The organism is Polaromonas sp. Polasp52 (assembly GCF_059491565.1).
In genome coordinates this window covers 3,303,969-3,318,049 of the sequence record NZ_CP168513.1, presented here as the reverse complement: position 1 = coordinate 3,318,049, position 14,081 = coordinate 3,303,969, and the positions used below count along the sequence as shown (strand labels likewise).

Below are 14,081 nucleotides of genomic sequence, written 5' to 3'. Positions count from 1 at the left end.
TCCGCTCAGGCTTCGTTTCCGGCGACTATGCTCATGACCGCCATGCGGACCGCGATGCCGAAGGTCACTTGCGGCAGGATCACGCTCTGTGTGCCGTCGACCACGGCCGAGTCGATCTCGACGCCGCGGTTGATGGGCCCCGGGTGCATCACGATGGCGTCGGGTTTGGCCAGCTGCAGCTTCTCGGGGGTCAGGCCGAAGCTCTTGAAAAACTCCTGGCTGCTGGGCAGCAGCGCGCCCGACATGCGTTCGTTCTGCAGGCGCAGCATGATGATCACGTCGGCGCCCTTGATGCCTTCTTCGAGCGTGTTGCAGACGCGCACGCCCATCTGTGCCATGTCGGCCGGCACCAGGGTCTTGGGGCCGACCACACGCACCTCGGGGCAGCCCAGCGTGGTCAGCGCGTGGATGTCGGAGCGCGCCACGCGCGAGTGCAGCACGTCGCCGACGATGGCGACCGTGAGCTTGCTGAAGTCCTTTTTGTAGTGCCGTATGGTGTACATGTCCAGCAGGCCCTGCGTGGGATGCGCGTGGCGGCCGTCGCCGGCGTTGATCACGTGCACATGCGGGGCCACATGCTGGGCGATCAGGTAGGGCGCGCCCGATTCGCTGTGGCGCACCACGAAGAGGTCGGCCGCCATGGCGCTCAGGTTGGCGATGGTGTCCAGCAGCGACTCGCCCTTGGAGGCCGAGGAGCGCGCGATGTCCAGGTTGATCACGTCGGCCGACAGCCGCGTCGCGGCGATCTCGAAGGTGGTGCGGGTGCGCGTGGAGTTTTCAAAGAACAGGTTGAAAACGCTCTTGCCGCGCAGCAGCGGAACCTTTTTGACCTCGCGGTTGTTGACGCTGACGAAGTTGGCGGCGGTGTCGAGGATTTGCGTCAGCGTGGCCTTGGGCAGGCCTTCGATGGACAGCAGGTGGATCAGCTCGCCGTTTTTATTGAGTTGCGGGTTTCGTCGGTACAGCACGGTGTGGACTCCTCTTGTTCTCTTATGGGTCTCGTATTTTTGGATGGCTTTTTGATGGGACTAGGCCTGGTGATCCTGCACCTGGAAGCTGAACTTGCCGTCTTCGGCGCGCGCCAGCTCCAGCGACTGCGAGGCCGGCAGGGCCACCCGCGCCACCGCGAGGTCGGGCTGCACCGGCAGCTCGCGCCCGCCGCGGTCCACCAGCACCACCAGCTTGACGCTGGCGGGGCGGCCGTAGTCGAACAGCTCGTTGAGCACCGCCCTGATGGTTCGGCCCGTGTAGAGCACGTCGTCGACCACGACCAGGTGGGCACCGTTGACGTCGAAGGGCAGCAGGGTCTGCCCGCTGGAGGCCAGGCCGCGCTGCGAAAAATCGTCGCGGTGCATGGAGGACGACAGGATGCCGGCCTCGCCGGCCAGACCCAGGTCTTTTTGCAGGCGCTGCGCCAGCCAGGCGCCGCCCGAGGCCACGCCGACCAGCATGGGCGGCTGGGGATACGATGCCAGCTGCTGGCGCATGCCGCGCAGCAGGTCGCTGTACAGCGCCTCGGCGTCCAGTGTCAGGCTGCTCATGGAAGACTCCTTAAAAATTGCTCGAGGATGATGCAGGCCGAAGCCGCGTCGGCGTCATGCGCACCGCCGGCCAGGGCCTCGGTGGTGCTGTAGCGCTCGTCGACCTCGAAGACCTGCAGGCCGAAGCGGCCGCGAAGCTGGCGGGCGAATTTCTGCGCGCGCACGGTATTTTCGTGGCTGGCGCCATCGGGATGAAAGGGAATGCCGACCACCAGCGCATCGGGCTGCCATTCCTTGATGCGCGCCTCAACCGCCTTGAGGCGGGCGTCGCTGCCCTCGGCCGCGATGGTCGCCTGCGGCGAGGCGGTGCGCGTGAGCACATTGCCGGTCGCCACGCCGGTACGCTTGAGACCGAAGTCGAAAGCCAGAAAGGTTTGGAGGCGAGTGGCCTGAGGAGAAGGCATGGCCGCCAGGCTCATGCGTGGCCGGCCTCGGGAGAGAGCATCCAGCTCTGCAGGCCCAGCAGCATCAGCGCCTTGTCGTAGCGCTGCTCAACGGGTGTGTCGAAGATCACGCCGACGTCGGCGGCGACGGTAAGCCAGCTGTTGTCAGAAATCTCGGATTCGAGCTGGCCTTCGCCCCAGGCCGAATAACCGAGCGAGACAAACACCCGGCGCGGGCCGGCGCCCGTGGACAGCGCCTCCAGCACGTCCTTGGAGGTGGTCATTTCAAGGCCGCCGGGAATCGTCATGGTCGAGGCATAGACCGACTCATTGCCGGGCATCATGGATTCGTGGAGCACAAAACCGCGCTCGGTCTGGACCGGGCCGCCCTGGAATACCGGGGCCTGCGTGAGGTCGTCGCGGCGCAGCGGCAGCTCGACCTTGTCGAACAGGTTTTTGAGGTTGATGTCGCTGGGCTTGTTGATGACCAGCCCCAGCGCGCCGCGGTCGCTGTGTTCGCACATGTAAACCACGCTCTTGGCAAACGCTTCGTCGTCCATCCCCGGCATGGCGATGAGGAAGTGGTGCGTGAGGTTGATCGATGCGGAATCCGTGGCCATACGCGGATTTTACGCGCATGGAAGGCCGCGGCGGGTACCTGGGGGCGCTTTCGCTACCATCCCATCATGCAAAAGAAATACCGCGCCGGCCTGATGTGGTTCAGGCGCGACCTGCGCGCCCAGGACAACGCCGCGCTGCACCACGCGCTGAAAGCTTGTAAGCAGGTGTTTTGTGTTTTTGTGTTTGACCGGGACATCCTGGAGGCCCTGCCCCGCGCCGACCGCCGCGTGGAGTTCATACGCGGATCCGTGCTGAGCCTGGACGGCCAGTTGCAGCGGCTGGGTGCGGCACACGGCAATCCGCAGGCGGGCCTCATCGTGGTGCATGGGCAGGCCGGCGAGGCCGTGCCCCGGCTGGCCGCCGAACTGGCGGTCGATGCGGTTTTTGCCAACCATGACGATGAACCCCAGTCCCTGGCGCGCGACGCCACGGTGCAGGCCGCGCTGGAAGGCCGGGGCGTGGCCTTTCACAGCTTCAAGGACCATGTCATCTTTGAGCGCCAGGAAGTCTTGACGCTGGCGGGCAAGCCCTACACCGTGTTCACACCCTACAAAAACGCCTGGCTCAAGAAGGTGGACGATTTTTACCTCAAGCCCTACTCTGTGGAGCGCTACGGCGCGGCGCTGGCGGCTGTGCCGGCGAGCAGGCGCGCCATCCCCTCGCTGGCCGAACTCGGCTTTGAAAAAACCAACCTGTCCGCACTCAAGATAGCCACCGGCAGCGAAGGCGGAGAGCGGCTTTTTGAGGCGTTCAAAGGCCGCATGGCGAACTACAAGGCGGCACGCGACTTTCCGGCCGTCAAGGGCCCCAGCTACCTGGGCGTGCACCTGCGTTTTGGCACGCTGTCCATTCGGCAGATGGCCGCAGCGGCCCTGAGCCCCGAACATAGGGGCGGCGAAGGCGCGGCCACCTGGCTCAGCGAATTGATCTGGCGGGAGTTTTACGCGCAGATCCTCAGCAACTTCCCGCATGCGGTGCACGGCGCGTTCAAGCCCGAATACGACGCGATCGAGTGGGAAAGTGGTGCCAAGGCCGATTCGCTGTTCCTGGCCTGGTGCGAGGGCCGAACCGGCTATCCGCTGGTCGACGCCGCGATGGCGCAAATCAACCAGACCGGTTATATGCACAACCGCCTGCGCATGGTGACGGCGAGTTTCCTGGTGAAGGACCTGGGCATCGACTGGCGCCGGGGCGAGCGCTACTTCGCCGAAAAACTCAATGATTTCGACCTCTCGGCCAACAACGGCGGCTGGCAGTGGGCAGCCAGCACGGGCTGCGACGCGCAGCCCTATTTCCGTATCTTCAACCCGGTCAGCCAGAGCGAGAAATTCGATGCCGACGGCAGCTTCATCCGCCGCTATGTGCCGGCGCTGGCCAGGCTGCCCGCCTCCGCCATCCACAGCCCCTGGCTGGCCACACCACTGGAACTGGCGGCCGCTGGCGTGGTGATGGGAAAGGACTACCCGTGGCCCATCGTGCAGCACGACGAAGCCCGGGCGCTGACGCTGCAGCGTTATGCGGTGGTGAAAAAAGCCTAAGAACCTGTTCTCGCCGCTCTCACGCGGAGAGCGGCTGCAGGATCAGGCGGAGATCGCGGTCTCGGCGGCGCAGTAGTGCCGCACCAGGCTCATCAGTTCTTCTTCCGAGAACGGCTTGCCCAGGTAGTGGTCGACGCCGAGTTCCTTGGCATGTTCGCGGTGCTTTTCAGCGATGCGCGAAGTGATCATGATGATGGGCAGGTTGTTCAGGCGTACGTCGCCGCGGATGTTGCGCGCCAGGTCGAAGCCGTCCATGCGCGGCATTTCGATGTCCGACAGCACCACCGCCGGCCGCTCTTCCTGCAGGCGTTCAAGCGCTTGCAGGCCGTCGGCCGCCAGGGTGACGCGGTAGCCTTCACGCTGCAGCAGGCGCTGCGTGACGCGGCGAACCGTGATGGAATCGTCGACCACCAGAATCAGCGGAATCTGCGGTGCGGCAGGCATGGCGGCCGGTGCTTTCGCGACGCTGCCGGTGCCCGCGGCGGCGCTTGCCGCCGTGGCGCCCGATCCTTCGAGCATGTGCGGCTCGGCGCGGTCTGTGCTCCAGGCGCGGGCCTGCTGGCCGTACACCGAAGCCAGCGCCACCGGGTTGTAGATCAGCACCACCGCGCCGGAGGCCAGCACGGACATGCCGGCCAGGCCGGGCAGGCGCGACAGCTGCGGCCCGAGGTTCTTCACCACAACTTCCTGGTTGCCCAGAACTTCATCGACGTGCAGCGCGATACGCTGCGCGGCGCTTCGGAAAACCACGACAGGCGTGGTCTTGCCCTGGACTTCGCCGCTGTGCTGCGAAGCCTGCAGCAGCGCGCCCGACCAGAAGAAAGGCATGGTTTCGCCGGCGATCTCCAGCGCGCCGGTGTTGTAGGCCTGTTGCAACTCCTTGGCGGAGGCGCGGCGCACGGTTTCCACCACGTTGGCGGGCACGCCCACCGAGAGGTTGCCGGCGCGGATCATCACCACCTGCGTCACGGCCGTGGTCAGCGGCAGCACCAGCTTGAAGTGGGTGCCTTTGCCGGCCACGGTGGAGGTTTCAATCCGGCCGCCCAGCGCGTTGACCTCGGAGCGGACCACGTCCATGCCGATGCCGCGGCCGGCCAGTTCGGTCACCTGGGCCGCGGTGGAGAAACCGGGCATAAAAATCAGGTTGGCGGCGTCGCTGTCTTCAATGGCCTGGTCCGGCGCGATCATGCCGAGGCTGACGGCTTTTTCACGGATGCGGTGCAGGTTCAGGCCGGCGCCGTCATCGCTGAAATCGACCGACACGTCATTGCCTTCCTGGCGCAGGTGGACGGTGATCACACCGACCGGGTCCTTGCCGGCGCTGGTGCGAACCTCGGTGCTTTCAATGCCGTGGGCCACGCAGTTACGCAGCAGGTGTTCGAAGGCGGGCGTCATGCGGTCCAGCATGCCGCGGTCCATTTCGATGGTGCCGCCCAGCAGGTCCAGCTTCACCTGTTTGCCGGTTTCCTTGGAGGCCTGGCGCACCACGCGGTACAGGCGCTCGGAGATGCCTTCAAACTCCACCATGCGCGTGCGCAGCAGGTCGCGCTGCAGCTCACGGGTCTGGCGGGCCTGGGCGATCAAGTCGTCCTCGGTGGCTTCCACCGTGCGCTGCAAGGTGCGCTGCACGGTTGCCACGTCGTTCACGGATTCGGCCATCATGCGCGTCAGTTCCTGCACGCGCGTGAAACGGTCGAACTCGAGCGGGTCGAACCCGGCCTGGGCTTCTTTGGCCTGTGCCAGGCGCGACTGCATCTGGGTTTCGGCCTGCAGTTCGATGTCACGCAGCTGCTGGCGCAAGCGGTTCAAGTTACCGCTCATGTCGTTGAGCGAACCGCGCAGCTGGCTGAGCTCGGCCTCCAGGCGCGAGCGCGTGATCATGACCTCGCCGGCCTGGTTGACCATGCGGTCCAGCAGCTGGGAGCGCACGCGTATCGAGGCGTTGGCCGCTTGCCGCAAGGGCTGCATGGCCATGGCCTGCGGCGCCGGCACGGAGAGCTTGCGGGAACCGCCAGCGGCAGGAGCAGCAGCCGGCGCGGGGCTGTCCGCAGCCGCCTCGGGAGCGTCGGGCGTTGCGTCGGCTTGCGCCGGTGCGGAGACGGGCTCGGGCTGCGCGGCGGCGAGGGGGGCCAGCTGCACGGGCGCGGCGGCGGCCGCCGCATCGGCGTTGCGCAGCGCCTCGAACGCGGCTTCCATCGCGTCAAAACGGTTGATCAGGGCGTCGAACTCCGCCGAGGCCGCGGCGTCGGAGCCGAGGAACTCGATTTCGGATTCAATCCGGTGCGCCATTTCACCGAGGCGCAGGGCGCCGGCAAGCCGGGCGCTGCCCTTGAGCGTGTGAAGCGCGCGCAGCACCTCCATGCGCGCACCCTGGTTGTCGGGCCGCGCGGACCACTGCCGCAGCGCGCCACCCAGCTGGGGCATGAGCTCGGCGCCTTCTTCCTCAAAAATCGGGAACAGGTCGGGGTCGATGGCATCGACGGCGTCGATTTCCTCGTCCTCTTCGTCCTCGAAGTTCTGGGCCGTGGGCGCCGGCGTGGCCAAGCGCACCGGTGGGGTGACGGCCACGGGGGGAGCTACAAACGCGACAGGCGGCGGCACAGGCGCGGCCTGCACGGGCGCTGGTGCCGGTGCTGGAACCTCGATAAGCGGCGCTTCCTCGACGACCTGCATCACTACCGGTTCGGGCTCGGGTTCCGGCAACGGCTCGGGTTCCACGGCCGGCTCCTGCGGCAGGACGGACTCGGATTCGAAATCGTACTCAGAGAAGTCGGTGCCTGGCGGCAGGACCGAGTCGGAGAAATCAAGCTGCTTGAGGCGATCAAGAACGCCGGCGTCCGGCTCCTTGAGGAAACCGGCGGCAAACTGGTGCAGCAGCCGGCGAATATCTTCCGCCGCATCCACAAACACCTGGCCATACTTGGCGGCGCCATTGCGGTGATGCGCGCGGGATTGCTGCAAGGCCTGTTCCAGCGCGCGGGCCATTTCGGACAGGGCGTCGAACCCGACCGTGGCGGAGCTGCCGGCCAGGGAGTGCGCCAGGGCCACGGTGGAATCGCTGACGGGCTGGTTGCGCTCCAGCGACCATTCGGCCACTTCCGTGACCAGCCGGCGCGACCACTCGTCGGCCTCGTTGAGGTAGACGTTGTAGAGCGGGATGCTGATGCGCAAAGCGCCTATGACCTTGACCTGCTCATCGCCGCCCTCGGCCGACATCGCGCTGTCGGTGGCTTCGACGCGGTCCAGGGCATCAAGCGCTTCGACCTGCGGCAGGCTGGGAGCGGGCTCGCTCACGGCGGCTTGCGGCGGCGTAACCGGGAAATCGAAGTTCAGGTCGTCGGCCAGCTCGGCTTTGGCGGGCTCGGCCGTTTCGGCGTGGAAGTGTTTCTCAAAATCCGCGTCGGACAGTTCGATATCTTCGACCCCGTTCAGTTCGAGCGCCGGTCCGGCGTCGGCTGCCGCAACGGGCTCCGCGGCGGCGGGGGCTGCCGGAACGCCGGCATCCACGGAAATCGCCGACAAGCTGTCGAAATCGATGCCCGCAATCTCCATCTCGGCCGCAGGCGCGTTTACCGGTTCAGCAGGCTTGGCCGGCGCGGCGGCATCGCCGAACACCAGGTCAAAGTCCAGGTCACCGGCGGGTGCGGCTGCTTCGGCGGTCGCCGGGCCGGCGGCCTCGGGCGCGCCGGCATCCAGTTCGAAGTCGGGCAGGGAAAAGGCTTCGGGGGCAGCCGGTTCAGCGGCGGGAGCTGCGACAGGCGCGGCAGCGGCCGCCCTGGCGCCCAGCACCAGCGGTACGTAGCGGCCTTCGGTGCGCATGGCATCGGCGCTGGCGCGGAAGACCGATGCGGACCAGGCGCCGTCCTTGTTGGCAGCGATGTCGGCGATCCAGTCGGCGAAACCGCTCATAGCCTCGCCGGACAGGGCCCTGAACTCGTCGGTGGTGGCCTTCTGGTCGGCCAGCCAGGTGTTGAGCATCTGCTCCAGCGACCAGGCGGCTTCGCCGAACTCGTTGAGCCCCACCATGCGCGAGCTGCCCTTGAGGGTGTGGAAAGCGCGCCGCAGCACAGTGAGCTGCGAAACATCGGCCGGATCGGAGGCCAGCGCGGCCAGGGCTTCCCGGCCGTTGCCTATCACCTCGCGCGCTTCCTCCAGGAAGATGTCGCGCAGGTCGTCTTCTTCAAAATCGTCGGACTCGGCCGCGGGTTCAGGCGCGGCCGGTGCCGGGGCCACGGTGAACGCCAGCGTCGTAAGTGCGGTGGCGGCGGCATCTGCATCACTTGCGGACACGGCCACGGCGGCCTCGCGGGCGGTTTGCGCCAGGGCCGGCTGTTCGGCCAGCGCCGCATGGGTCGCCAACGTGTCGAGCTTGATGGTAAGGCTGGCATCGGCTTCGCCCTGGCCGGCGTCCTGCACCACGGCAATGACTTCCTGGGACAGCATGTCGCTGTTGACGGTGACGGCCGAAGCGGCGCTCGCCGCATTCTGCGCACGTCCCATGAGCGGCCGGAGCTCGCCTTTCTGGTCGTCGTAGACAAACAGCTTCTTTGCCAGCGCGGGCTGGTAGTTCAGCATGTCGATCAGAAAGCTCAGGGCGCCCAGGTTGTTGCCCAGGTGCTCAAACGTGCCGGCGGCGCGCGCCTGCTGTTCGTCGATTTCGGTGACCAGCATCTGCTCGACGCTGTCGCGCATGCGCAGCACCGCGTGCGAGGCCTGGTCCAGGCCCAGCACGGACAGCACGCCGCGCATCTGCGACAGCTGCCCGGGAACCGCCTGCAGCGTCACCTTGTCCTGCGGATTGCGGAAGAACACGTCCAGCGATTTTTCGAGCTCGCCGAGGGAAACGCGCAATTCACCGACCACGCTGCCCATGGTCTGCTTGTCGCTGACGCGGCGGTACAGCTCTTCCATCCAGCCTTCCAGCGGCTGGGGTTGCCCGCCGGCCCGCACGCCCTCCAGGCGCTCCGCGAGATTGGCCGTGCGCACCGCCAGTTGCGGGTCGTTGGGGTCCAGGTCGTCAAACGCGGCCTCCAGGTACAGCACCGAGGTGGCCACTTCCATGGCCAGTTCAATGCCGGGGGCCTGGCCCGAGCGCACCACGGTCTCGACGGCCTTGCTCAGCGCCTGCGCCAGCGGCTCGCTGGGCGGATGGAGCTTGAGCAGGGAGTCGGTCACCAGGCTGAACTGGTCGCTGACCAACTTGAACTTGTTGGCATCGCCGGCGGACAGCGCCGACCAGGTTTCCTTGGCCGAGGTGATGCGCTTGCGCGCCTGGGCCAGCAGGGCCGGATCGAACCGCCCGAACTGGACGAGTTCGTAGTCGACAGGCTTGAAGCGGTTCAGGCCGTAGGCCGAGCGCACCGCCGACAGCACCGGCGTATCGCTGGCGCGCGCGGAGACCGCCTGCGAGCAGAAGAACAGCAAATCCTGCGCCAGGCGCTCGGAGACGGAGGTGTCGCCTTTGGCCAGCGAGGCGTACTGCATCAGGACGCGCGAAGCGGCGCGCTTGACGTACAGGTCCGAGCCGAGCAAGTCGTTGGCGACCGCTTCAAAGTAAGCCGCGGCTATCTTCCAGAAGATGCGGGGCTGGCGGTCGGCCTGCCGGGCCGCGAATCCCAGGCTGAGTTCCTTGAGGCTTTTGGCGGCTTGCGGCGCCTTGCCCTTCATGATCTGCAGCACCGACTGGTCCAGCACGGCGCGCGCGCTGTCGTCGTAGTTGCGCGGCTCGCTGGCGGCCGCCAGTTCGGGCTCCAGCCAGCGCCATTCGAAAGGCCAGAGGTCCGCGGGATGGATGCGGTCGGCGCGCAGCAATTCCTGCACGTCGCGGTATTGGGGGAACAGGGACACGGACGAGATCGGCTTGTCGGCCAGCACACCCTCGAGGTATTCGGTCAGGGCAAAGCTGGCCCGTTCGATCTTGCCGGCGGCTTCCTGGTTGCATTGCTCGGGCTGTTGCACGAACTTCTGCACCGCCGCTTCCATCGCGCGCAGCACCAGCGCGGGACCGGCCAGGCCCACCATCTCGAGCGCGCCCACCGCCTGGTGCAGCTGCTGGCGGGCAATCCGCAGCTGGCTGGCGTCCACCGCCGCGAGGTCGGAGCCGCGAGCGGCTTCGGCATCCCGCACGAAACGCTTGAGCGCCTTGGCAGCGCCATCGAGCGACTTGCGAAGTTCGTCAAGCACCCATGCGAGAGGGCCTAGGTCGTTGACGGCAAGATCGAGCTCGGCAGCGGTTGAGTTCGGGACGTTGGATTGCATAAATAGCGGGCCGGTTCTGGAATCGGTGTCAGAGGCTAAGGCGGCGGTCAGCGCATGACGGGCAAACAGGCATCAGCATCAGGCGATCTTGAATCGGGACACCGACTGGCGCAGCTCTTCAGCCATGCGGGAAAGATCGCGCACCTGCTGCGCCGTGGAACGGGTACCTTCTCCGGTTTGCTCCGTCACCGCGAAAATGTGCTGGATGTTGCCGGCCACCACGTTGGCCGAAGCGGCTTCGCGGGAGGCGGAGTTGGAAATCTGCTCAATCAGGTCGGCGAGGCGGCGTGACACCTGGTCAATCTCGGTCAGCGCGGTACCCGCGTTATCGGACAGTTTGGCCCCTTCCACCACACCCTGCGTGGAGCGTTCCATAGCGGCCACGGCATCCTGGGTGTCGGTCTGAATGGCTTTCACCAGGGCCGAAATCTGGCGCGTGGCGTCCGCGGAGCGTTCAGCCAGTCGCTGCACTTCTTCCGCAACCACCGAGAAGCCTCGTCCGGCTTCACCGGCTGACGCCGCCTGGATGGCCGCGTTCAGCGCCAGCACGTTGGTCTGTTCGGTAATGTCCGAGATCAGCTCGGTAATTTCACCAATCTCCTGGGACGATTCGCCCAGCCGTTTGATCCGTTTGGAGGTTTCCTGGATCTGGTCGCGGATGGAGTTCATACCGCCGATGGCGTTCTGCACGGCCTGCAGGCCGGATTCTGCGGCGGTCAGCGATTGGCGGGCCACCTGGGAAGATTCCTGCGCCTGCGTGGACACTTCATTGATTCGGGACGCCATGTCGAGCACCGACTGGCCGGTTTCGCGAATCTCGCGCAGCTGTTCGGTGGACGCCGCCAGCAGTTCGGTGGAAGTGCTTTCCACCTGAGCCGTCGTTTGCGCCACGCGTGTTGCCGTGTTCTGCACGTTACCCACCAGCTGTCGCAACTCTTCCACCGTGTAGTTCACCGAGTCGGCGATAGCGCCGGTGATGTCCTCGGTCACGGTTGCTTCCTGCGTCAAATCGCCTTCAGCCACTGTCTGCAACTCATTCATCAAACGCAAAATGGCGGCCTGGTTGGCGTCGTTGACGCGCTTGGCGTCCTGTTCCTGCCCTTTCGCTTCCTGCCGCTGGGTTTCAGCAACGGCCTGGCGCTGCTTGCTGTCCTCCACCTGCAGTTTGGCCAGTCCCGCGGCGCACAGCAGTGCAAAGACGGCGGCGACCACCAGGGTCGTCAGGGCGGTGGCGCCCAGGCCGGTCTGGGAGGACAGCTTGCTCTGCAGGTCTTCCAGGCCCCGGCGCAGCGGCTCACTGTCGGCAATGATGGAGGATTGCGCTTCACGGGCGGACACCAGGCCCTGCAAGTTGCCCAGAATGGCGCCGGCCTGCACACGCGTCTGCTCGTAGAGCGCCATCAGGGCCTCGAGGCGTTCGCGGGTTTGCGGATCCTTGGAGCCGGCCAGTCGCAGTTCGGGACTGCCTTCCTGCAGGCCCTGGGCGATTTCCTTGAAGGAGTTCAAGTCCTTACCCAACAGGAACACGGCTTCGGGGCTCACACCCTCCATGGTCAAGAACTCGTTGGCGGATTTACCGATACGCTGGGTCAACATCACCAGCTGGCCGGAGGCGGAAATTTCGGCAGGCGCCGCATTCTGCTGGAGCTTGAGCGAGGACACGGTTTCGGCGATTTCCAGCAGGTCCGAGGACTGGCGGTTAATCGTGCGCAGAGCGTTACCCACCTGGGTCAGGATGTTTTGCTGTCCCATCACGGTTTTGGCGTTCTTTTCGGCGCGCTCCATGAAGGGGGTGACTTTTTCGACGTCGGGCTGCAGGTCTTCGCTCACCGGCGCCAGGCGCAGGCTGTCTTCACCGGCCTTCAGGCCGCGCACGGTTTTGGCCAGCACGTCGGAGCTTTCGCGCACGTCGGGGAAGGCCTGGGCGCTACCCACCAGCGCCTGCGACACCGATTTCGCCAGACGCTGCGACTGCATCAGGGACTGGCCGGTTGCCGCCACCTGCTGAGCCACTTTGTCCGCCTGGTTCAGCGCCAGGAAGGTCACCGTACCCAGCACCGCTACCGACACCGCCAGGAAAAACACCAGAATCCGCTGGTGCTGGCCCATGGTCTTGCGGCCCAGCAGGGGCAGGCTCAGGAGCTCGGGATTGGCGACGGACGCCGATTCCTCGGCGCTCGCGATGCGGCTGGAGCCAAACGCATCATCATTGCCGTCCGCCTGCCGCACCGTGGCGGTCTGCAGGGAGGCCTCATCCATGGCGCCGGTCGCCAGGGGGTCCGGCGTGCCGACGGAAGCCATGTCCATGCTGTCCTCGGGCTGGACGGACTTTGTTTTAAACAGCTTCTGGATATTTTCAATTACAGACATGGTGAGCCTTCCGGGGAGAAACAGTGTGCGCTATGCGCCTATCGTCAAAAAATGCGCTTGCTGTGCAAGCAACTGAAGGTTGATTTCCTGCCAGGTCGCGCCGTTAAGGTCGACGTACTGGTTGCCAAAGAAATCGGGCGCGTCGGGCGCTTTTTCGGAGAAATCGCTGAAGGCGTCCTGGTTGCGCAGCCCGGAGAGCTTGTCGATCAGCAGCGCGCAGTTGACTTCCAGCGCGCTGTTGAGCGCCACAAGGCGGGAGTCGGTGCGCGCGAGTTCATTTTTGGGGGGAGGTGCCTGGCCGCTCACGTAGCTGGCGAGGTCCACCACGCCGAACAGGCCGCCCCGCAGATTGGCAACGCCGGCGAACCAGTTTTGCGTGTACGGAACAGGCTGCGTGTTGACCCAGGGGAAAATTTCACCGGACTGGCTCAGGGGAAACAGGTATTTTTTTCCGCCCGCTTCCACGGCCAGCCAGGACGCGGCAACGCCTTGCGTACGCGCAATCTGCAACCTGTCGGCCAGCCGGGTTTGTAGTTCTCTAAGGGCTTGTCTGTTCGCCATGCTTTGGTTTTACGCCGTAAATCAGCCGAGGGCCTTGATCTTGGCCATCAGCTCATCCGCATCCACCGGTTTGGTGATGTAGTCGCGGGCGCCCTGGCGCATGCCCCAGACCCGGTCGGTTTCCTGGTTCTTGCTGGTGCACATCATGATGGGGATATCGGAGTACAGCGGATCGCGCGTGATGGCACGCGTGAGCTGGAAGCCGTTCTGGCCCGGCATCACCACATCCATGAGGATCAGCTCGGGTTTGTCTTCTGCGAGGCGCCGGAACGCATCTTCCGCATTTTCAGCAGTTTTGACCGTGAAACCGTTCTTGACCAGCAGATCGGTCAGAAACATCAATTCGGTTTTGGAGTCGTCAACTACCAGTATTTTCTTGATTGCCATCACACTACTCCTTGTTTGGCGCTGCCCAGTTCCTGAACGGTCTGCAGCAGCTGATCTTTGGTAAAAGGCTTGGTCAGGTAGTCTTGAGAGCCCACCATGCGACCGCGTGCCTTGTCGAAAACGCCGTCCTTGGAGGACAGCATCACAATGGGAACGTTGGAAAACTTCACATTGCGCTTGATAATCGCACAGGTTTGATAGCCGTCGAGGCGGGGCATCAAGATGTCGCAGAAGATCAGGTGGGGCTCGTAGTCGTTGACCTTGGAAAGGGCATCAAACCCATCTTCGGCCAACAGCACTTCATGCCCGCCCTGCTTCAGGAATATCTCGGCGCTACGCCGGATGGTGTTGCTGTCATCGATGACCAAAACCTTCAGTCCGGAACTGGGAATGCTCACTGCCTATGCTCCTCATGTTGCAGG

At 65.2% G+C, this 14,081-nt stretch carries 10 protein-coding genes; 1 reads left to right on the top strand and 9 read right to left on the bottom strand.

Annotated features, from left to right (window positions below):
- Positions 1 to 5: 5 nt before the first annotated feature.
- Genes ACEN9P_RS15475 through ACEN9P_RS15460 form a run of 4 tightly spaced genes read right to left on the bottom strand, consistent with a single transcriptional unit; the run spans position 6 to position 2,544 of the window.
- Complete coding sequence (locus tag ACEN9P_RS15475) at positions 6 to 968, bottom strand: aspartate carbamoyltransferase catalytic subunit (protein ID WP_413325482.1); 963 nt, start codon at positions 966 to 968, stop codon at positions 6 to 8.
- A gap of 60 nt (positions 969 to 1,028) precedes the next feature.
- Positions 1,029 to 1,541: a bifunctional pyr operon transcriptional regulator/uracil phosphoribosyltransferase PyrR gene (gene pyrR, locus ACEN9P_RS15470; RefSeq protein WP_477661383.1), complete on the bottom strand. Its 513-nt coding sequence runs from the start codon at positions 1,539 to 1,541 to the stop codon at positions 1,029 to 1,031.
- Positions 1,538 to 1,960 carry a Holliday junction resolvase RuvX gene (gene ruvX / locus ACEN9P_RS15465; protein ID WP_495619735.1) on the bottom strand — a complete coding sequence of 141 codons (423 nt, stop codon included), beginning with the start codon at positions 1,958 to 1,960 and terminating at the stop codon, positions 1,538 to 1,540. Before ruvX ends, pyrR begins: the two co-directional genes overlap by 4 nt.
- Positions 1,957 to 2,544, bottom strand: a complete 588-nt coding sequence (locus ACEN9P_RS15460) for a YqgE/AlgH family protein (protein ID WP_007864998.1) — start codon at positions 2,542 to 2,544, stop codon at positions 1,957 to 1,959. The genes ruvX and ACEN9P_RS15460 overlap by 4 nt, the downstream gene beginning before the upstream one ends.
- A 66-nt stretch (positions 2,545 to 2,610) precedes the next feature.
- On the opposite strand from ACEN9P_RS15460, the gene ACEN9P_RS15455 reads away from it, so the two are divergent.
- On the top strand, positions 2,611 to 4,083 hold the full coding sequence (locus tag ACEN9P_RS15455; RefSeq protein WP_477661385.1) for a cryptochrome/photolyase family protein: 1,473 nt from the start codon (positions 2,611 to 2,613) through the stop codon (positions 4,081 to 4,083).
- Positions 4,084 to 4,125: 42 nt separating this feature from the next.
- Here the strand turns inward: ACEN9P_RS15455 and ACEN9P_RS15450 are convergent, their stop codons facing one another.
- The 5 genes from ACEN9P_RS15450 to ACEN9P_RS15430 form a co-directional block, all read right to left on the bottom strand.
- Positions 4,126 to 10,341 carry a hybrid sensor histidine kinase/response regulator gene (locus ACEN9P_RS15450; RefSeq protein WP_495619734.1) on the bottom strand — a complete coding sequence of 2,072 codons (6,216 nt, stop codon included), beginning with the start codon at positions 10,339 to 10,341 and terminating at the stop codon, positions 4,126 to 4,128.
- Between the two features lie 78 nt (positions 10,342 to 10,419).
- Positions 10,420 to 12,711 (bottom strand): methyl-accepting chemotaxis protein, encoded by a 2,292-nt coding sequence (locus tag ACEN9P_RS15445; protein ID WP_477661387.1) that lies wholly within the window; start codon positions 12,709 to 12,711, stop codon positions 10,420 to 10,422.
- A gap of 30 nt (positions 12,712 to 12,741) precedes the next feature.
- Positions 12,742 to 13,272, bottom strand: a complete 531-nt coding sequence (locus tag ACEN9P_RS15440; protein ID WP_007864988.1) for a chemotaxis protein CheW — start codon at positions 13,270 to 13,272, stop codon at positions 12,742 to 12,744.
- Between the two features lie 21 nt (positions 13,273 to 13,293).
- Positions 13,294 to 13,659 (bottom strand): response regulator transcription factor, encoded by a 366-nt coding sequence (locus ACEN9P_RS15435; RefSeq protein WP_007864987.1) that lies wholly within the window; start codon positions 13,657 to 13,659, stop codon positions 13,294 to 13,296.
- On the bottom strand, positions 13,659 to 14,057 hold the full coding sequence (locus ACEN9P_RS15430; protein WP_007864980.1) for a response regulator: 399 nt from the start codon (positions 14,055 to 14,057) through the stop codon (positions 13,659 to 13,661). Before ACEN9P_RS15430 ends, ACEN9P_RS15435 begins: the two co-directional genes overlap by 1 nt.
- Positions 14,058 to 14,081: the final 24 nt, after the last annotated feature.